This window comes from Pseudomonas siliginis, from assembly GCF_019145195.1.
GTDB classification, from domain to species: Bacteria; Pseudomonadota; Gammaproteobacteria; order Pseudomonadales; family Pseudomonadaceae; genus Aquipseudomonas; species Aquipseudomonas siliginis.
This window is the reverse complement of sequence record NZ_JAHSTW010000004.1, coordinates 25327-44133: the sequence shown is the minus strand read 5'-3', so window position 1 is coordinate 44133 and position 18807 is coordinate 25327. Positions and strand designations below refer to the sequence as shown.

The 18807-nt window shown below is 55.1% G+C and carries 16 protein-coding genes and 2 pseudogenes; 6 read left to right on the top strand and 12 right to left on the bottom strand.

Annotation, left to right across the window (positions count from 1 at the left end):
• Positions 1-315: 315 nt before the first annotated feature.
• Complete coding sequence (locus KVG87_RS09805; protein ID WP_217850521.1) at positions 316-1488, top strand: cyanate transporter; 1173 nt, start codon at positions 316-318, stop codon at positions 1486-1488.
• Between the two features lie 176 nt (positions 1489-1664).
• Positions 1665-2600: a LysR family transcriptional regulator gene (locus KVG87_RS09800; RefSeq protein WP_041478854.1), complete on the top strand. Its 936-nt coding sequence runs from the start codon at positions 1665-1667 to the stop codon at positions 2598-2600.
• Between the two features lie 3 nt (positions 2601-2603).
• Here KVG87_RS09800 and KVG87_RS09795 read toward each other — a convergent pair whose 3' ends face one another.
• Positions 2604-2969, bottom strand: a complete 366-nt coding sequence (locus KVG87_RS09795; RefSeq protein ID WP_041478855.1) for a 5-carboxymethyl-2-hydroxymuconate Delta-isomerase — start codon at positions 2967-2969, stop codon at positions 2604-2606.
• Positions 2970-3134: 165 nt separating this feature from the next.
• Entirely contained in the window at positions 3135-4055 is a 921-nt protein-coding gene (locus KVG87_RS09790; protein ID WP_123442913.1) for a LysR substrate-binding domain-containing protein, read from the bottom strand.
• A 202-nt stretch (positions 4056-4257) separates the two neighbouring features.
• Here KVG87_RS09790 and KVG87_RS09785 point away from each other — a divergent pair, with 202 nt between their 5' ends.
• The gene (locus KVG87_RS09785) at positions 4258-4449 is read left to right on the top strand and encodes a YegP family protein (protein ID WP_016771242.1); all 192 of its coding nucleotides are present in this window, start codon (positions 4258-4260) and stop codon (positions 4447-4449) included.
• Positions 4450-4562: 113 nt separating this feature from the next.
• Here KVG87_RS09785 and KVG87_RS09780 read toward each other — a convergent pair whose 3' ends face one another.
• Positions 4563-5540, bottom strand: coding sequence for an SDR family oxidoreductase (locus KVG87_RS09780; protein WP_217850520.1), 978 nt, complete (start codon positions 5538-5540; stop codon positions 4563-4565).
• A gap of 151 nt (positions 5541-5691) precedes the next feature.
• A complete protein-coding gene (locus KVG87_RS09775) occupies positions 5692-7269 on the bottom strand; it encodes a histidine kinase famiy protein (RefSeq protein ID WP_225930834.1) in 1578 nt (525 codons plus the stop codon).
• Positions 7270-7465: 196 nt separating this feature from the next.
• On the opposite strand from KVG87_RS09775, the gene KVG87_RS09770 reads away from it, so the two are divergent.
• Positions 7466-8464, top strand: a complete 999-nt coding sequence (locus tag KVG87_RS09770) for a ribonuclease Z (protein ID WP_217850518.1) — start codon at positions 7466-7468, stop codon at positions 8462-8464.
• A 20-nt stretch (positions 8465-8484) separates the two neighbouring features.
• Here the strand turns inward: KVG87_RS09770 and KVG87_RS09765 are convergent.
• Together KVG87_RS09765 and chrA are read right to left on the bottom strand one after the other, a co-directional pair.
• Positions 8485-8637 (bottom strand): annotated as a pseudogene (locus KVG87_RS09765) (manganese catalase family protein); the annotation flags it as partial.
• Entirely contained in the window at positions 8619-9974 is a 1356-nt protein-coding gene (chrA, locus tag KVG87_RS09760; RefSeq protein ID WP_217850516.1) for a chromate efflux transporter, read from the bottom strand. The gene chrA and the pseudogene KVG87_RS09765, both read right to left, overlap by 19 nt.
• 395 nt (positions 9975-10369) lie before the next feature.
• On the opposite strand from chrA, the gene KVG87_RS09755 reads away from it, so the two are divergent.
• Positions 10370-10738: a helix-turn-helix domain-containing protein gene (locus tag KVG87_RS09755; protein WP_217850515.1), complete on the top strand. Its 369-nt coding sequence runs from the start codon at positions 10370-10372 to the stop codon at positions 10736-10738.
• 150 nt (positions 10739-10888) lie between these two features.
• Here the strand turns inward: KVG87_RS09755 and KVG87_RS09750 are convergent, their stop codons facing one another.
• From KVG87_RS09750 to KVG87_RS09735, 4 genes are all read right to left on the bottom strand, one after another.
• Positions 10889-11320, bottom strand: a complete 432-nt coding sequence (locus KVG87_RS09750; protein WP_217850514.1) for a bleomycin resistance protein — start codon at positions 11318-11320, stop codon at positions 10889-10891.
• Positions 11321-11536: 216 nt separating this feature from the next.
• Complete coding sequence (locus KVG87_RS09745; RefSeq protein WP_217850513.1) at positions 11537-12463, bottom strand: hypothetical protein; 927 nt, start codon at positions 12461-12463, stop codon at positions 11537-11539.
• Between the two features lie 242 nt (positions 12464-12705).
• Entirely contained in the window at positions 12706-14193 is a 1488-nt protein-coding gene (locus KVG87_RS09740; RefSeq protein WP_217850512.1) for a SulP family inorganic anion transporter, read from the bottom strand.
• Positions 14194-14632: 439 nt separating this feature from the next.
• Entirely contained in the window at positions 14633-15454 is an 822-nt protein-coding gene (locus KVG87_RS09735; RefSeq protein WP_217850511.1) for a putative phage abortive infection protein, read from the bottom strand.
• Between the two features lie 596 nt (positions 15455-16050).
• On the opposite strand from KVG87_RS09735, the pseudogene KVG87_RS09730 reads away from it, so the two are divergent.
• Positions 16051-16675, top strand: a pseudogene (locus tag KVG87_RS09730) (transposase); the annotation flags it as partial.
• 32 nt (positions 16676-16707) lie between these two features.
• Here KVG87_RS09730 and KVG87_RS09725 read toward each other — a convergent pair.
• Positions 16708-17709, bottom strand: coding sequence for a YiiX/YebB-like N1pC/P60 family cysteine hydrolase (locus tag KVG87_RS09725; RefSeq protein WP_217850510.1), 1002 nt, complete (start codon positions 17707-17709; stop codon positions 16708-16710).
• A gap of 126 nt (positions 17710-17835) precedes the next feature.
• The gene (locus KVG87_RS09720; protein WP_217850508.1) at positions 17836-18606 is read right to left on the bottom strand and encodes a hypothetical protein; all 771 of its coding nucleotides are present in this window, start codon (positions 18604-18606) and stop codon (positions 17836-17838) included.
• Positions 18607-18807 lie beyond the last annotated feature (201 nt).

The window sequence follows — 18807 nt, the reverse complement described above, 5'->3', positions numbered from 1 at the left end:
AATTTTTCGTGAAAAAGATGCTAATGATTAGTTGCCTCGGAGTACGAACGTGAAAGTTTGCGAGTATTTGAGAATGGTTCAGGTTTTATTCAGTTTCAGGCACTTCGCAATGTCCTCTGTGGGAGCGAGCCTGCTCGCGAAAGCGCAATGTCAGCAAATAATTGTTTGTCTGGAGGAACGCATTCGCGAGCAGGCTCGCTCCCACATCGGGACAGGGGTGTTATCGAGTTTTTAGGTCTGGCCCGGGGTTTTCTGATTTGCCGACGCCGGCGACGCCACGCCTAATCATCAGCCTCTGCACTCAAAGGCCCGCTGATGAATCACTCCCGCCCCGCCGCTTGGCTGATACTCGCGATCATTCTTGTCGCACTTAATCTGCGCCCCTCAATGGCAGCCATCGGGCCGCTGCTGTCGGCGATTCGTGGCGATATACCGTTGAGCTACACGCTTGCCTCTTTGCTGACGATGCTGCCGGTGATGGCCATGGGGCTGGCGATGTTTTTCGGCCTGAGCATCAGCCGGCGCCTGGGCGAACGACGCACGGTGCTGCTGTCGCTGTTGATCATCGGGCTGGCGAGCCTGTCACGGCTGTTTATCGATTCGGCGACCGAGCTGATCGTCAGCGCGATACTGGCCGGCATTGGCATAGCCCTGATTCAGGCATTGATTCCGGCGCTGATTAAATCGCGCTTTGCTGACAACGTGGCGTTGTGCATGGGCATCTACGTGACTTCGATCATGGGCGGCGCCGCGATTGCCGCCTCGTTCGCGCCGCTGGTGATGGTACAGGCCGGCAGTTGGCGCGTGGGGCTGGCCATCTGGGCGGCGTTGGCACTGGTCGCGTTGCTGGTCTGGTGCTTGCAGCCCGCGCAAGCCATATCAAAGGTGACCCAGCGGGAATCTTTCATCACGCGCCGTCGCGCCTGGTTGCTGGCGATTTTCTTTGGCCTCGGTACGGCGTCCTACACCTGCGTCCTCGCCTGGCTCGCCCCGTACTACATGGAAAAGGGCTGGAGTGAACAAAACGCCGGGTTGATGTTGGGTTTTCTTACAGCGATGGAGGTCATTTCCGGCCTGGCAGTGCCGGCGATCGCCAATCGCAGCCGTGATCGACGTGGGATATTGGTGGTTCTGCTGTTGCTGATCATCGGCGGTTTCTGCGGGCTGATTCTCGCCCCGCTAACTCTGGCCCTGTTATGGCCGTGTCTGTTGGGGCTGGGGATTGGCGGTCTGTTTCCGATGAGCCTGATCATTGCGCTGGATCACTGCGACGAGCCGCAGCGCGCCGGTGGCCTGACCGCGTTTGTACAGGGGATCGGTTATCTGATCGCAGGCCTGTCGCCGCTGTTGGCAGGGATGATTCGCGATCGGCTGGGCAGTTTCGAAGGTGCGTGGTGGGCGCTGACTGCGGTGATGGTGATCATGCTGCTGATGGTTGTGCGCTTCAACCCTCGCAACTACACACGTCACTTGCCCTGCCCGGGCTAGAGGCCTCTGGCCATCTTTTGCGCACGAGATTGGCAACGTCGTGTTGCTAAAAGTTTCTGTCCCACATGTGTCCGTGAAATGTCCTACAAGGGTTTCTCCTGGCACCATCGTTCCGTTAGGATCGTACGCACACGTTTGCGCGAATTCTGCGCAAGGGGCACAGCGAGACGGAACTCATGCTGAACAGTAATTTGCTTCGCAAGCTCGACATGCAGGACTTGATGGTATTCGTCGCCGTGTACGAGCAGAGCAGTGTCACCGATGTCTCGGAAACCCTGTTCGTCAGCCAGTCCACCGTCAGTTATTGCCTGAAGAAACTGCGCACCAGTTTCGAAGACGAACTGTTCATCAACACCCGCACCGGCATGCGCCCGACCTACAAGGCCTGCAGCATGTACGGCCACGTGCAGAAGATCCTCGAAAGCATCAACCTCTGTCATGCCGGTGCCCCGGCCTTCGACCCGAGCCGGCAGGCGGTGACATTCAACATCTGCGCCCCGGAATACTTCGAGCAATTGATTCTGCCGCGACTGTTGAAGCGCTTCGACTTCGATGACTTGCCGGTGATGGTCAACATGCACAAGTTTGAAACCGACGTTCCGGCCGAAGAGCTGCGTGACGGCAGCCTCGATCTGGTGATCAGTTTCGGCCCGCACTTTCACCGCCAGCATGCGGATCTGAAATCACGGATGTTGCTTGAAGATGACCTGGTCTGCGTCTTCGACAAACGCGCCACCCCACTGGAGCCGCGCCTGAGCCTGCAAGCATTCACCGAACGTCGGCATGTGTTCCCGACGCCATGGACATCAAGCACCAACATGGTCGACGGCTGGCTGGCGCGGCAAGCGCAAAAGCGCCAGATAGTGGCCCGATCGAACAGCTACAGCGCCGCATTGAAGATGATCACCGGCACCGACTTCATCCTCACCCTGCCCCGACGTATCCAACGCCTGCTGACCAACGACGCGGTGTTCAACCACTGCGAGGCGCCCAATGGCTTGCCGGGCTTCACCCTCGACATGCAGTGGAGCCAGAACGCCGATCAGGACAGCGCCAACGTCTGGCTGCGCGAGCAGGTGATTGAGGTGTGCAGCGAGCTGGAAAACGCCTGAACGTCAGATGCCGATCGCGGCTTTGCTGTAGGACTCGCGATCGATGTCGAGCAGTTCGACGCACAGCTGGACTTCGAGCCCGGCCGGCCATTCGCAGAGTTCCTGCAACACCGCCAACAGGCTTTGCGAGAGCTGCTTCTTGATCTCCGCCGAGCGCCCGCTGAGCAAGGCCAGTTTCACATGGACGAAGGCACGCTCGCCCTGCGCCGTGCCGACCTTGAAGTTGTCGATCTTGATCGCGCGGCTCTTGATATCGAACTCCGCGCCGAACTGACCGGAACCGACCAGCGTGTTGTTGAGCCGGATCAGGGCGATGTCAGCGTTCAACTGCGTCAGGTTGGCGGTGTATTCCATGTGCAGGTGTGGCATTGCGGATCTCCAGTCGGCGGATGCGGGGGCGTACATATACCACAATCACACAGCGTCATTTGTGGGAGCGAGCCTGCTCGCGAAAGCGTCCTTTCAGGTTGCACATCTGCGCCTGCCGAACGGCTTCGCGAGCAGGCTCGCTCCCACAGGGTTGTGTGGTGCTTGTCAGGACGGAATCAACGGTCGTTCACTCATGAACGCTTCCAGCCGCGAGCGCAGCCAGCGTTCGGCCGGGTCGCTGTCGACGTGGCTGAGCCAGACCATCGACAGGTCCAGTGTCGGCGTCTTGAACGGAAACGGTTCCTGGAACAGCGCCCCCGACGCCGCCATTGCCGCTGCGGTGTAATCCGGCAGGCTGGCGATCAGGTCGGTGCCGGCCAGCAAAGCCGGCAGTGCGCTGTACTGCGGCACCGACAACACCACCTGCCGCGTGCGCCCCAGTTCCGCCAGCCACTCATCGGCGTAACCGCTGACATTGGCCGTGTGCGACACCAGCACATGCGGACGAGCGCAATATTCATCGAGAGTCAGCGGTGTAGCAGAGGCATCGGCGCGCAGGATGCTCGGCTGGATGTGCCGCAGCAGTTTGCGTTTGGCGTTGGCCGGCAGACCGCGGGTCTGGCTGATGCCGACGGTGATATCGCCGGCAGCAAGCAGGTCGGGAATGCGCCAGTAATCGACATGTTGCACCACGAACACCACGCTCGGCGCCTCTTGGCGCAACGCGCGCAACAGCGGCGGCAGCAGGCCGAATTCGACGTCGTCGGACAGGCCGATGCGAAAGGTCATGGTGCTCGTCGCGGGATCGAAATCGCGGGTCAGGCTCAGCGCCGCCGAGAGTGAATCCAGTGCCGGTTTGAGATGGCGGTAAATATCTTCGGCACGGGCCGTCGGCTCCATGCGATGGCCGACGCGGATGAACAGCGGATCGTTGAGCATCGTGCGCAAACGGTTGAGTGCCGAACTGATGGTCGGCTGGCCGAGAAACAGTTTCTCCGCCGCGCGGGTCACGTTGCGTTCGAGCATCAGGGTCTCGAACACCACCATCAGGTTGATGTCGGCCTTGCGTAGTTCATTGCGGTTCATCCATTGCCCCTGCTCCCGGAATAGCGGCAGTGTAGAAAGGCCTTGGGGATGCCGTCCATAAACGTTTCTGCGGCGGCCTTTGCAGAAACATCCACGAACGATTGGAAACAAATCCCCGATAGCCAAAAAAAACCGCTGCGCTAGGCTTGCGTCGATGCGCCACACAGGTGGGCGCGCCTATCGATCGCAGGGAGCGAACCGTATGTATTTCGAAATCTACCGACAAACCCGAGGCACCCCGAGCACTGGCAAAGGCCAATGGCGCTGGCGCCTGCGTGCGCGTAACCACGAGACGGTGGCCAGTGGCGAATCGTATGTGAACAAGGCTGATTGCCTGCACGTGATCAATCTGATCAAAGCCGTTCAAGGCGAGACGCCGATCAAGGAGATTTGAGCGAAACCACATTCATCAAAGGTGCATGTGCTGCATTTGTTGCTTCCATGCACCCCAGCGCCTCAAGCAGCGCACGCAGAGATGCGTCGACAGTGGAGCGAACCGGGAAAGCATCAGAGCTGTAATAGAACCACGCCGACCAATATGGCAATCACTGCCGATATCGCCAGCGCTTGCGTCGAGGTCAAGGCCAGCGCTGCATCCCTGGAACGGCCGACGAAACGGCCGCGAATCTGATGCCGATCCGGCTGCGCTTCGAACAGGTTGTCCGGGTGCTCGTTGTCTTCAGGCTCATTGGTCTGCTGACCGGACCATGCACTTCGCGCCATCAAACGGTCGAGCAGACCGGGCATGACCGACTGCCCAATAATCGCTTTGATCGTCGACCACCCTAGCCACAACTCTCGCGGAGGATGTTTTACCACACTGAAAATCGCCCGTGCCGCTACGTCGGGGTCGTGAATCGGTGGCACCGGTTGGGGCCGCTTGGGCAATTTGTTGCGTGCCCAATCGAACTGCGGGGTATTGATCGCGGGCAATTGCACCATGCACACGCGAATATGGCTGCGCTCATGCAGCAACTCACAGCGCAATGAATCAGTAAAACCGCGTACAGCGAACTTCGCCCCGCAATAGGCGGCCTGCAACGGAATGGCGCGATAGGCCAACGCCGAGCCGACCTGGATGATCACCCCTTGGTTGCGCGGACGCATCAACGACAGCGCCGCCAAAGTGCCATGAACCGTGCCGAGATACGTCACCTGAGTAACCCGTTCGATCTCGGCGGCAGACAATTGTTCTATCGGCGAAAGCACCGTGACCATCGCCGCGTTGACCCAGACCGCCAGCGGCCCTAGCGCGGTTTCCAGTTGCTGGGCGGCCTGCTGCACGGCGAGCGCATCGGCGACGTCGACGCTGACGGTTTCAACCTGAACGCCATACGCTTGCAGCTCCTCCTGCGTGGCGGCCAGGCCCGCCGGATCACGCGCCAACAGTCCGATGCTATAGCCGCCAGCGGCAAACCGATGAGCCACCGCGCGCCCGACGCCAGCACTGGCACCGGTTATCACTACCAACGGTTGCTCCTGCATGGATCGCCCTCCCGGCGGTCAGTCAATCGGCCCGATATTGATCATCAAGTTGTCGCTCATTGCCAACATCTCCTCGGGGATCGGGTCCCTCACTGGTTGCTCAATGCGCTCTTTAGGATGGACGCCGAACGTGCGCCGTCAGTTCGTTTTTTCAGCCGAGCATCGAGCGCAGCTTGCGCAACAGATCCACCGGCGCGTAGGGCTTGGCGATCAATTCGAACTCATTGTCAGCCAGCTCATCCGGCGTCGACTCGTCCGCGCAGTACCCGGTAGTGAGCAGGATTTTAATGGCCGGATAGCGCTGGCTGATTTCCCGCGCCAGTGCCAGCCCGTTCATCTCACCCGGCATGACCAGATCGGTGAAGACCAGCTCATAGTCGCTACTCTGCAGGACGGCCAGTGCCTCGCTCGCATCTGCAGCGAGGTCGGTGTGGTAACCCTGTTCGGACAATACAAAGCGCGCCAGTTCAGCGACTTCGGCGCGATCCTCGACGATCAGGATGCGCTCCGTGCCCTTGAGATTTTCTGCGGCTTCAGCGGAGCCAGGTGCCGATAGCTGACTGTCATCGGCCGGGAAGAACAGGCGCACCGTGGTGCCGAGTCCCGGCGTCGATTCGATTTTGACCACACCGCCGGATTGCTTGACGAAGCCGTAGACCATCGATAGCCCGAGGCCAGCGCCGCTACCTTCCTCTTTCGTGGTGTAGAACGGCTCCATGACCTTGTCGAGATCGTCGGCGGCAATGCCCACGCCGTTATCGGCGATCGCAATGCAGACGTAACGCCCCGCCGCCAGTCCGCCCTGATGCGGATCCGTCGCATCCGGGACAACGACGTTGCGCGTCTGCACGGTGATCACTGGCTGTTGCTGCTGCCCCAACGCATCGCGGGCATTGGACAGCAGATGATTCAGCGCCATCTCGGCCTGCGCCGGGTCGAGCCGGCAGTTCCACAAGTCCTCGGCCAGTTCGAATCGCGGTTCCAGATCGGCGGATTCATGCGTCGGCAGCGCAGAGCGCTCAAGCAAGGCATTGAGATTGATCACCCGGCCTTCGAGCCGTTGTCGGCGGGAGAATGCCAGCAGATGCTGGGTCAGCAAACGTGCTTTTTCCGCCGCCGCGCGAGCGTGGCCGGCGCCTACCACGATGCGTTGCGGATCAATGCTCGGCCGCTTGGCGGTGTGCTGGATCAGCTCGATGTAGCCGATCATCACTTGCAACAAATTGTTGAAATCGTGGGCGATGCCACCGGTCAACTGGCCCAGCGCTTCCATGTTCTCGCTGTAGCGCAGGCCGTCCTCGGCGTCGCGTCGGCGGCTGACGTCCATTTGCGAAGCGAAGAAATACACCAGTTGCCCGCGCTCGTTGAATAGTGGCGCGATAAACAGCTCGTTCCAGAACGACGAGCCGTCCTTGCGATAGTTGAGCACCTCCACGCAGGTTTCGTGTTGATGTTTCAGCGCTTGCTTGACCCGTTGCAACACCGCACGATCAGTCTGCTCGCCTTGCAGAAACCTGCAGTTACGCCCGAGCACTTCTTCCAGCTCGTAGCCGCTGAGTTCAAGAAACGCATTGTTGGCAAAAATGATGGGATCGTCGGGCTGCGCTGGATCGGTGACAATCATGGCCATGCGGCTGACCTGCACCGCCGCGAAAAACACATCTTTGCGTTCTTGCGAAAGGGTCGCCGCATCGGCGCGGTCGACGATCGGCCTGGATTTTCTTGGCAAGTTGACCTCCGCTAAGTGACTCCGTTTCGCTGTGACCATCATCAGCGAGCGAAGTGCCGAGGCCAGCCGCCGACAGCGCGGGTGTCCGATGAATTGTCGCAGTCCATCGATGGATCCGAATCGCCTCGCTGATTGTCGAAAGCTCACCGAGAACTGCACGCAATATCTGAAATCCGATCCGCCAGGGAGAACCACCGTGGATTTGTTGTTTCTGGGCACGTCTGCCGGCGTGCCGACCCGCCAGCGCAACGTCAGCGCGACTGCACTGATCGCCTCTGCCGGCAAGGGCTGGTACCTGATCGATTGCGGTGAAGGCACTCAGCATCAGGTGCTGCGCACGCCGCTGTCGCTGAGCGAGTTGCGGGCGATTTTCATCACTCATGTACACGCCGATCACTGCCTGGGCTTGCCGGGTCTGCTGGCGAGCACCGGCATGTCCGGACGCACGCGGCCACTGGACATTATCCTGCCGACAGCGCTGCATCCCTGGCTGAAAATGAGTCTGGAGGTGACGCAATCGTATCTGCCGTTCGAGATCAACCTGCATGCTGTGGAAACGCTTACAGAGTGGCGCAACCTCAACGTTCAGGTGCAGACCGTCGAGCTGTCACACCGTGTGCCGTGTCATGGTTATGTGTTCACCGAGTCCGACCCGGAACCGCGTCTGGACGTGCAGCGCCTGGATGCCGAGGGTATCGAACGCGGCCCGCTCTGGGGTCAGTTGGCCCATGGTCAGGACGTGGAGGTTGACGCGCGGATGCTGCACGCTCGCGACTATCTGCTGAGTTCACGACCTGATCGACGCATCATTGTCTGCGGCGATAACGATCGGCCGGCACTGCTGGCCGAAGTGGCGCAATCGGCGGATGTGCTGGTGCACGAAGCGACATTCGTGCAGGCAGCAATCGACCGCGCTCGTGCCAGTTACGGCCACAGCAGCGCCGCCGCTGTCGCTGGATTTGCCGAATCAGCCGGGGTGCGCAATCTGGTGTTGACGCATTTCAGCGCGCGCTATCAGGCCAATCCGGCGGTGAGCCCGTCGATCGAGGATGTGCGCAACGAAGCGGCAGCGCTGTATCACGGCCAACTGATTCTGGCGCGGGATCTGCAGCGCTATCACCTCGACCGTTTGGGGCATTTGCAGCCCGTAGCGATCGAGCGCAAATCTTTGGAAGTCACCAAGATCTCACAGTGATCAACCGGGGCGCGCCTGATGTCAGGCGCACCCCCCATCAAGCGCTCATAGACGATCTTCGCCCGTGCTTCAGCTGCGATGTTGGAGCGCATGTCGGCGGTAGGCTCACCGACGGTGTCGATATACGCCGCCGTTCATGGCACGCCGGCCGAGACTAACGCAGCAAATGCACCACCAACCCAACCAACGCACAGCCCAGCAACACCTGAATCACTCCGCGCTTGAAACGAAACAGCGCAATGGCCGCCGCAAGCGCAATGAACGCCGACGGCCAGTCCAGGCTGCCGCTGAAACCCTGCGGCCAGAGCACGTGGTAGCCGAAGAAACACGCCAGGTTGAGAATCACCCCTACCACCGCGGCGGTGATGGCGGTCAGCGGCGCGGTGAATTTGAGTTCGTCATGCGTCGACTCCACCAGCGGGCCGCCGGCGAGGATGAACAGGAATGAGGGCAGAAAGGTAAACCACGTCACCAGCGCGGCGGCGACCGCTCCGGCGAGGAATACCTGATCGGCGCCGAACACCTGCGACACATAAGCCCCGACAAAACCGACAAACGCCACGACCATGATCAGCGGCCCCGGTGTGGTTTCGCCCAGCGCCAGGCCGTCGATCATCTGGGTCGGGGTCAGCCAGCCGTAGTGACCGACCGCACCTTGATAGACATAGGGCAGCACCGCATAAGCTCCACCGAAGGTGAGCAGCGCTGCCTTGGTGAAGAACCAGCTCATTTGCGTCAACGTGCCCTGCCAGCCGAATAGCGCGGTCAATACACCCATCGGCAATGCCCACAGCGCGGCACCGATCACGGCGATCAAGGTCAGTTTCTTCCAGCTGAAACGGGCATGGGCCGGGGTTGGCGTGTCGTCATCGATCAACGCCGCGCCGAAAGACTTCTTCGCCGCGCTATGCCCACCGGCCCTGAATTTCTCCGGCGCCATTCGACCGCCGAAATAGCCAATCACCGCCGCGCCCAGCACGATCAGCGGAAACGGCACATTGAACGCAAAAATCGCCGTAAACGATCCCGCCGCAATTGCCCACAGCCAATTGTTCTTCAGCGCCCGCGAACCGATCCGATGGGCCGCCTGCACGACGATGGCCGTCACCGCAGGCTTGATCCCGTAAAACAGCCCGGCCACTACCGGCACCTCACCGAAGGCGATATAAAGCCACGACAGGAAAATCAGGATGAACAGCGAAGGCAGCACAAACAACGCCCCGGCCACAATCCCGCCCCAGCTTCGATGCATCAGCCAGCCAATGTAGGTCGCCAGCTGCTGCGCCTCCGGCCCGGGCAGCAACATGCAATAGTTCAAGGCATGCAGAAAACGCCGCTCGGAAATCCAGCGCCGGCGCTCGACCAGTTCCTGGTGCATGATCGAAATCTGCCCGGCCGGCCCGCCGAAACTGATAAAGCCCAGCTTCAACCAGAACCAGAACGCCTCGCGCAAACTCACGCTCTGCGGCTTCACCTCGTCATCACCCGCCAATGGCTGAACTTCACTCATCGAGCTGTTCCTTTTATGCAGTCGGCAGGTTGTACCCGAAAAGCATTGCGAACAAAACGCCAGAAACGAAAAAGCCCCCGTAATCAGCAATGATTACGGGGGCTTCGTCTTGTTCAATAATGGCGGAGAGATAGGGATTCGAACCCGCGGCACACCCCTGCCATACCGCTATAGACCTTCAAAGCGCGGACCTCGAATCATTTGAATTGGTATAGAACGGCCCGCACAGGCCTAATATATGCCCTAAATTTGCCCTAAAGATTGCTGGAAAATTTCGAGTTAATTTCCCGATTTGCAGCTTGCGTATCTCTACAGCTGCCGCCCCCCTCTAGCTAAAGAGAATCCGAGACGCTAGTCTAGATACTGTTCATCCATACAGCAAAAGGACATCTTTCATGAGTGCTGAAATTGTCAATTTCCCAAAAGCTAGATCCGTATCCGAAGCGGCGGAGGACGCTGCCCTGTTGGCTTTTTTTCAACGACTGCCGCCCACCTTTTCTGCACGTCACTGCTCTGTAGCGAGAGAAATGCTGGATTGGAGCATCGAGGCGTTAGCCTTCCGTTCCGCCGTTTCTGTGAAAGCCATAAAAGATCTTGAAAGCGGTACAAGGAAGTTGAATCAGGTAACGATGCAGGCATTGGCTTACGCATTCGAGAATGAAGGGCTAATTTTCATCCCAGGTCACCCCCCATCTAAAGGGGAGAACTGCCGAGGTGCGACTACCGATCCCAAACAGCGAGACGATTTCCACTTGATCGAATAACGAACCAAGAGCAGCGAAAATCAATAAAGATGGTTAGGAATTGGCCCTTTGCTCTCTATTCGCCAGCGGCAGCTTTCGGCCAAAAGCGGACCCTCAGATTCGTTCCGCTTTCGACCCAAAGCTGACGGTCGGATTGGCTCAGATTCAGATTCAGCTTGAACAAGCTGGTCGCTCACCCAACCTCTCTACCAACCTTACGAGATAACCGTCGGGATCCTGTACGATGAATTCGCGCTGACCTACTTCTACATTGTCAGCCCGATACCAGGTGTCTTTGCATTCTCGATAGGGTGGACATCCAGCCGAATCAAGTTTTTGGATGATGGGTGCGACAGCCTCAACATCAATCTGCAGGTTGATGCCTCTTCCAAGCGGCTTGGTCAACGGCGCAGTCACCCATTGACCCCCGTTCGAATCAACCTGCTCAAGCATTACTTGAGCACCATTCAAATCAAGGTATGCAAATCCATCTTCCGGGCGTTGATAAGCTACTTTGAACCCCAGATGAGAAACCCAAAAAGTCAGGCTGCTATCCAGGTTGGTGACCATTAACTCCGGAACCAGTTTGTTACGTTCGAACATGAGATGACTTCCATTTCAAAAGGCTTGTTTTTTGCGGGCGGGCATCTTCTGTACTGATGGCTTCGATGCCACGACGGGATCGTGGCGAGTGCGATGATGCACGCTCGGGTGGGAATTATCGAGTCGCATTGAGTGGCAGCTTCTGGCCGGTGGCAGCCTTCGGGCAAAAGCGAACTGTGCGGCAACATCCATGAAAGCCGTTGGTTGATGCATAGTCTAAATAAGACTAACGGGCTCGATTTTTTCCATTTTCTGAGCTGAATGGACAATATCGAACTTACGATCGCTCGTTTTCGGTGTGATGCCGTCAACAACTTCAATGCCCAGGAGATTCCTCAGCGGTATTAGCGATGGAGGAAATGTGGATTCCAATACCAGGATCACTCTCGCGACTTGGGGGCGTGCTTCAGCCAGCAGCACTGCGTCCATGACAGCTCCGTACTTCACGCATTGGAATAGCCCCCTTACAATGTCAGATTCCCCGGAGACTGCAGATTTCACCTCTGCCGCTACCCAAACCGTTTTGTTAATGAACGAGACGTCAAGGCTGTCACCGGATGGTAAAGAGTACTCCGTCACTCCCGCTGGGATGCCAGGGCTGAGCCCAATGATCTGCGGGTTACACGCAACATATTCTTTCAGCGCCTTATGATCCTCGCTCTCTCCAGCGCCGTAGCCCTCACTGGCTCTTTTCAAGATAGATGAAAAGTCGCACGCTACCGGCTCGAGCGAAAGCGCTTTGAGAACTTCGTCCCATCGAGAAAAGGAAAAGACGTGCGCAAGTTCGGCCTCAACAATGACACGCTTCTGGCGAAGGGGAAGTGCTGAAAAGTCCTCTTTTTTCACGAGAAACCAACCAATGCCCTCTCCTGGCAGGCCGGTTTGTTTGTTGATCACGAGACACTGAAGAGGTGGAACCTTTACTTTCCATATCTTTGAGAGCCGCTCTAATGATTGGCCAATACTCCCAAGAACATAATTAAGGTTGCGCGGGTTAGGCATCTCCAGTTCCTCGGCAAGATCGGAATAAAAAATAGGGACTCCCGCGTGCGCTTGACGGACAAGCAGAGGAAGCGCGGCGCGCGCACGAATTTGGTAGGCCTTATCACCTGAAATTGGCTCAGAAATCTTCGCGGTACTCATATCTCTCCTTGAAAATACAACTGGGTGGGCTTTATGTCTCGGAAGACAATTATGAACTTCAACATTGTCTCTGATCGAGAGTGGCCTATTGCCACTATTTGCAGCTAGATCCGCTTTTCGTCGCCCCCTGCGCTCGACAAATGTCAGCTTTGGGTCGTTTTCAGCCCTTCGCGACAGGCAGCAATCGGCCAAAAGTGGACATTCATATTGATGCCACTTTCGGCCGGAGAGGAGCAGCTATGTCAGTGCCCCAACAGCGTATCGATACCATCTGGCTTGTCGTGCACCCCGAATCGATCCACTAGTGTAGAGGTTGCCCGATTCATTCCGATGACATCGACTTGAACGCCCTCACGACGAAGCTTGAGAACGACCTTGTCCAACGCTGCGACTGCCGTAATGTCCCAAAAGTGAGCGTCGCGAAGATCGATCGTGAGGGTTTCAAGTTTTTCATTGAGATCGAAAGCGTTGGTGAATCGATCAGCTGAACCGAAGAACACCTGCCCGACCACATAGTACGTGCGATGACTATGTTCAGGATCATGTTTCGAGGCGATGTCCAGGTAATGCGCAATTTTGTTAGCGAAGAACATGGCAGCTAGCAAGGTGCCTGCGATTACGCCATAGGCTAGGTTGTGCGTAGCGACGACCACGACCACCGTCACGACCATCACGATGTTCGTAGAGAGCGGATATTCTTTTAGGTTGCGGATGGAACCCCAACTGAAGGTACTGATTGACACCATGATCATCACCGCGACCAGGGCTGCCATCGGTATCCGGGCCAGCCAATCGCCAAGGAAGATCATCATGATCAATAGCAATATACCTGCGCTTAGCGTCGACAGACGAGTTCGGCCACCAGACTTCACGTTGATCATCGACTGACCGATCATTGCACAACCCGCCATGCCGCCAATGAGGCCACTCGCGATGTTAGCGATGCCCTGGCCTCTGCACTCGCGGCTTTTATCGCTAGACGTATCGGTCAGGTCATCTACGATGGTCGCAGTCATCATCGACTCCAATAAACCCACTACTGCCAATGCAGCGGAGTACGGAAGCACGATAAGTAGTGTATTCAGGTTCAGCGGCACGTCAGGCCACATGAAGATAGGCAAGCTATCAGGCAGTGAGCCCATATCCCCAACGGTACGGATATGAAGCCCCATATAAACCGAAATCGCGGTGAGCACCAAGATGCAAACCAGTGGCGAGGGCAGCAGCTTGCCCACCATGGGTACGTGTGGAAACAGATAGATGATTGCCAATCCTCCGGCAGTCATCGCGTAGACCGGCCAAGTGACGCCAGTGAGTTCTGGCAGTTGTGCCATGAAAATGAGAATTGCGAGCGCGTTGACGAATCCGGTCACGACAGAGCGTGAAACGAAGCGCATTAGCTCTCCTAGGCGCAGGTAACCAGCGATGATCTGCAGTACGCCGCAGAGCAGCGTAGCGACCAACAAATATTGCAGGCCGTGATCCTTGACCAGATTCACCATCAATAACGCCATGGCGCCGGTGGCTGCCGAGATCATCGCGGGGCGACCGCCCACGAAGGCAATCACGGTACAGATACAGAAGGAGGCATAAAGTCCAACCTTAGGGTCAACTCCGGCGATGATGGAGAACGCGATGGCTTCAGGAATGAGAGCCAGTGCAACCACGAGACCTGCGAGGACGTCCGCCCGGACATTCGATAGCCAAGCGGCTTTGATCTTTTCAAGCATTGATTCACCCATAGCAGGCACGGCATAACGCGCAGCGTCGGGCGCTGAGCCATGCAAGTGCTTCTGTATTCAGTTGGTTTTTGAGTTAGCCACAGCCAAATATTGGGCGCAGCAAAATGCGACCGCAGCTAGGGGCGGTCAAGGTGTTGCGAGGGGGGCGTTGCGCTAAGGCGGCGTAGGCAGCCAGCTGGAACGGAGCAAGGTATTTCCTTCGATTGTCGTAAACAAGCGATCGAAGGATAACCGGCTGCAGTGTGCTGATACAACAGAAGGCAGACGAACGCTTTCGCTTGCGATAGCGAACTGACCTCCTCGGACAAGTTCGGACGTCTCGCAATGACTGCTTTTGCCGCTTTCCGCCTCTCGCCAAGGGCAGCAATCGGCCAAAAGCTGCCGCTCGAGTTCGCCTAGAAAATCAGTGGCGATTCAACTTCGAGATTTAAACTTTTGGTGAACCCGTCGCGGGCGAATCATATATCGCCAATATTTCATCGCTGTCCCCATACGCGGCTCTGTTTAAAAATGTTACATCCCCTACATCCAAAAGCATTCGCGGATCTAGATTATTAAATATTGCAAACTCATCAACATATTTTTTAAACTTGCATCCTCGCTCGCTTAAGCAGTTATAGAAAAGGACGACGAGTTCAAAATCTGACAAAAACGATCTAGCAACAACACCGAACTTCTTGCTATCGCCATGCTCACTTTCTGACGCAAAGCGAAAGACCGAATATAGGCTTCTGAAATATAAACTAAGATCACCTTGATGCCGAGCCCACATCGCCTCATAAGCAATCACCATTCTAGTTTGGTGACTGGTTCCAGAGTTAGAATAGGACTCTCTAAGCTGCTTTACCCATGTTTTAAAGCAATCTCTACCCACCATGGTAACCCTGCCATTTCTTTTTAAATCAAAGCCCTGGACAACGTTATGCTGAAGCGTCAGCATATTGTAAAACTGAGACTCAACCTGCTGACTTTTAATCTGCCTTTGAGTTTCAGAAAGATCCTTTCTTTGCCAAAACAATGTCAACAAAACACCCGAGAAAGCCAAGCCAGAAAAAAAAGCATTTAGCGTTCCAAAGCTATCACCAAACGTCCCCTCCCGAACAGCCGCGGGCAATTTCTTGATTGGGATTTCCGAAGTCAAAAAATCAAAAAACAAAAAATAAGCACCTAACACAAGCACAACAACGAAGATACTGAATAACCAATTCGACACAAACCCAACTACACAATTAAAATATTTCAGAAGCATACGTAGTTACTCGTGAAAGACAGCCGTGAAACCTCTCATATTTTCACTCTATTTTCTACCACTTAATCCCGCTAACCTTCTAAAAAAATACGAACCGATATATGTTACCTTCGACGAATCATGCCAGCCGGCGTGGCAGGCATCTGCTTTGCGAACACCATGACCACATGCGCAGTGGTTGGCATGAGCATTGGCATCGCCACCGCCGAGGCACGCAATAATGACCAGCGGCCCCCGTAAGAACCTCAAGGCTCCAGGCGGCGTCGAGCCCATACCGGAGCCTGTGTGGCTTGAAATGATTCGCAAGCGTTCTGAGAGGATCATGGGGGCTACAGTGCGTCAGCTCTCGCCATTGTACGACGTGCCGCAGTACGCCGAGCAGTTCCTGGAGCTGGCTCGCATGACTTTGCGCTGTCGTGATCTGAGATCAGGGCAAAGGCGTTAGTGACCGACGCCAACGGAAAGCCAATCCTCAATCCGAAATCCAACGCGCCGAAGGTTGGTTTTCCGAGTGGCCACCGAAGCCTGTTGTGTAGTGGTCTAATGAAAACCGGACACCCATTCAGAGGAGAATGCTCGCCAGATAGAGGTGTCTGATGACCAAACAACGTCGTTCCTTTTCCGCTGAATTAAAACGCGAGGCCGCAGGCCTCATGCTCGATCAGGCAATAGCCATATCGAAGCCAGCCGCTCGCTTGGTGTGGTTGAGTCCGCGTTACGTCGCTGGGTTAAGCAACTCCAGCAACAGCGCAACGGCGTTACTCCGCAGACCAAAGCTTTGACGCCTGAGCAACAGAAAATCCAGGAATTGGAAGCTCGAGTCGCTCAACTTGAGCGGGAGAAATCCATTTAAAAAAAGGCTACCGCGCTCTTGATGTCGGATGAACACGAGCGCACGCGCTGATTGATCAACTGAGCCCCCAAGAGCCGGTTGATTGGCTTTGCGCAGTCGTTGATGTCGCGCGTTCGTGTTACAACGCCCACCGTCTCAGGCGCCGAACTCCAGACGTTGAGCGGCTTCGGTTGCGCAGCCGGGTTAACGAACTGTTTACGCAAAGTCGAAGCGCCGCCGGTAGCCGCAGCATCGTGTCGATGATGCAGGAAGACGGCGGGCAAATTGGGCGGTTCAAGGTGCGAGGCCTGATGCAGGCACTGGAGCTGGTCAGCAAACAACCTGGACCACATGCCTACAAACAAGCGACGGTTGAGCGGCCTGACGTGCTGCGAAACTACAGCCTGCTTCAGTCCTGCCGTTATGAAGTTACATCGGCGTGCTCTAACAAGAATCGCTTGGCGTTTATCAGACGGATACTTTGATGTTCACTGAGAGTGTGATAAAGAATCGCCAACTGTTCGAATGTCCTCAACCGCTTATGTCTATAGAGCTTTTTATACTCGTCAGCATTTGCTTTCCAATGATCATAGTCCCCTTGCTCGTTCTGTCGAACGGTAGACCTGCAGTATTCAATTAAGTCTTGGAGATCATATTGGCATTTAGCATTGATCATCAGATCATAGTCATACCGCCAAGGAAACCTAGAAATTTCAAGTTCCCAGAAATCCAGGTAACCAGAGCGCTTGAATGAGGAAAGAACTTTTCTATCGAGACCAGGCTTGGCGATCAGAGATATTGTTATATCATTTACAGTTCGTATTTTTGGCAACCACTCTCTGACATCTTCAAGCAGATCACTTGTGATAACTCTCATTTCTTCAGTCGTGTCGACGTCGCGACCCATAACTCCAACCTCGAATTCGCCCACGTTGACCACAGCACCCTCTACAGGCTCTAAGCAGTGCGAAAGTTTAATTTGAGCTGGTGTGGCAAAGTCTGGATTTTCCGTCAACTTAACACCTATTAATTCATAGGCTCTTGCAACAAGCCTCGAACAAAACTGATTATCACCTCCTTGAGACTTAGGATTATGTATACTTCGACCCGCACCAATTTTGTCATATGGCGCGCCGGTTTCAGTGCGCACGTAATGAATAACTCTTTTAGCATCAGACTCAGATAGTCCGATTTTCAACCTGTAAACATATAAAGCGCACTCTTGGGGGTACAACATCTTCTGTATATTTCTTGCTTGCACCCCTTCCCCTGTCGAGTCCATCACCGACCCGTCAGACACATAAATCATGGCATGAGATATATCACTACTCGTCGCAGACCTTACGGCCTCACTAAAGTCATCAGTCGAGGTGGATAAAATAATATCCCCTTTCTGCAATTTAGTCGTGTCTATTTTTTTCATTGGTTCTACCCGCATATCCTACCCCTGCTAGATATCATTGATCCTTCAAACGCCCACCAACGTTAAAACTCAAAAATAGCAACCTCTTGAGAGTAGTAGAAAAATCAAGCCACTAAGCTGCTCAGCTCATTTCTTAGCTTCCACACTACTTTTATCCACACCAGCCTTAACTGCATCATATATAGTTGAAGCGATTAGTGAACCAGTCACACCTAGGGTCACGGCGAAGACGCTCGATATCAACAAAGCAATGACCGGTCTAACCTTGACAAAATCGAAGAACCGAAAATAAAGGTGTTTTCGTATTTTTTTTATTTCTTTCTTCGCAGAGTTTAAGACTTGGGTTGCGACGCGTTCGCTACGCAACCGTTCTACACACGCGCTACAAATAATCGGCTTATTACATGACTCCACGATATCCGACTTGATGCCATTCATATCAAAAATACAGCCTCGGGTTTCATCATGAGTAAACCCTACCACCGCATCGATTTCAGGGATCTTATTTCCGGCGCGACGATATAGCAGTGTATAGCTGTACAAAACTCGCAAAACCGCATTTTCAAGAGGAATATTGTCCAGACTTAAAATTTCTTTTATTTGATGGTATGTAAAAACAATTTTATTATCACCCAATCGCCTTGAGTACCAATTATCTTCAATGGGAATATTAACTAGGGCAACGGTGAAGTCGGCACCATTAAATTCGGGAATCTGCTTCTTTAACGTACTATCGGAAAACCCCCAATCCCCATAATCAGAATCGCAGGTCAGAGAAAAATTATCAATTTCTCCTACCAACTCAAACACCTCAGACAACCAACAAGACACCACCTTCAAGTTTAAATGCAAAGGCATATGCCCAATAGTTATAACCTTTATCTTAGCCTTGTCCATAAAACCTACTCTCCACCTCTAAAATTAAAATCACTAAGCAAAACGTTCTGAAAAGGCAGTTCCGCACCCACTCTAAAATTACTTACCTGCTCTGTGCCTAGATTAAATCCCCAGCATTACCAGAAGGAGAGAGTTACAAAAACCAATAGCAGGCATGGTCTTAAGGTTTGTCATTAATTCAGAATTCAATGCTGAAAAAGT

What these genes read in the sequence shown, in the direction of transcription:
- KVG87_RS09805 (WP_217850521.1), top strand. Translation starts at nt 316, where the DNA reads ATGAATCACTCCCGCCCCGCCGCTTGGCTGATACTCGCGATCATTCTT.
- KVG87_RS09800 (WP_041478854.1), top strand. Translation starts at nt 1,665, where the DNA reads ATGCTGAACAGTAATTTGCTTCGCAAGCTCGACATGCAGGACTTGATG.
- KVG87_RS09795 (WP_041478855.1), bottom strand. Translation starts at nt 2,969, where the DNA reads ATGCCACACCTGCACATGGAATACACCGCCAACCTGACGCAGTTGAAC.
- KVG87_RS09790 (WP_123442913.1), bottom strand. Translation starts at nt 4,055, where the DNA reads ATGAACCGCAATGAACTACGCAAGGCCGACATCAACCTGATGGTGGTG.
- KVG87_RS09785 (WP_016771242.1), top strand. Translation starts at nt 4,258, where the DNA reads ATGTATTTCGAAATCTACCGACAAACCCGAGGCACCCCGAGCACTGGC.
- KVG87_RS09780 (WP_217850520.1), bottom strand. Translation starts at nt 5,540, where the DNA reads ATGCAGGAGCAACCGTTGGTAGTGATAACCGGTGCCAGTGCTGGCGTC.
- chrA (WP_217850516.1), bottom strand. Translation starts at nt 9,974, where the DNA reads ATGAGTGAAGTTCAGCCATTGGCGGGTGATGACGAGGTGAAGCCGCAG.
- KVG87_RS09755 (WP_217850515.1), top strand. Translation starts at nt 10,370, where the DNA reads ATGAGTGCTGAAATTGTCAATTTCCCAAAAGCTAGATCCGTATCCGAA.
- KVG87_RS09750 (WP_217850514.1), bottom strand. Translation starts at nt 11,320, where the DNA reads ATGTTCGAACGTAACAAACTGGTTCCGGAGTTAATGGTCACCAACCTG.
- KVG87_RS09745 (WP_217850513.1), bottom strand. Translation starts at nt 12,463, where the DNA reads ATGAGTACCGCGAAGATTTCTGAGCCAATTTCAGGTGATAAGGCCTAC.
- KVG87_RS09740 (WP_217850512.1), bottom strand. Translation starts at nt 14,193, where the DNA reads ATGCTTGAAAAGATCAAAGCCGCTTGGCTATCGAATGTCCGGGCGGAC.
- KVG87_RS09735 (WP_217850511.1), bottom strand. Translation starts at nt 15,454, where the DNA reads ATGCTTCTGAAATATTTTAATTGTGTAGTTGGGTTTGTGTCGAATTGG.
- KVG87_RS09725 (WP_217850510.1), bottom strand. Translation starts at nt 17,709, where the DNA reads ATGAAAAAAATAGACACGACTAAATTGCAGAAAGGGGATATTATTTTA.
- KVG87_RS09720 (WP_217850508.1), bottom strand. Translation starts at nt 18,606, where the DNA reads ATGGACAAGGCTAAGATAAAGGTTATAACTATTGGGCATATGCCTTTG.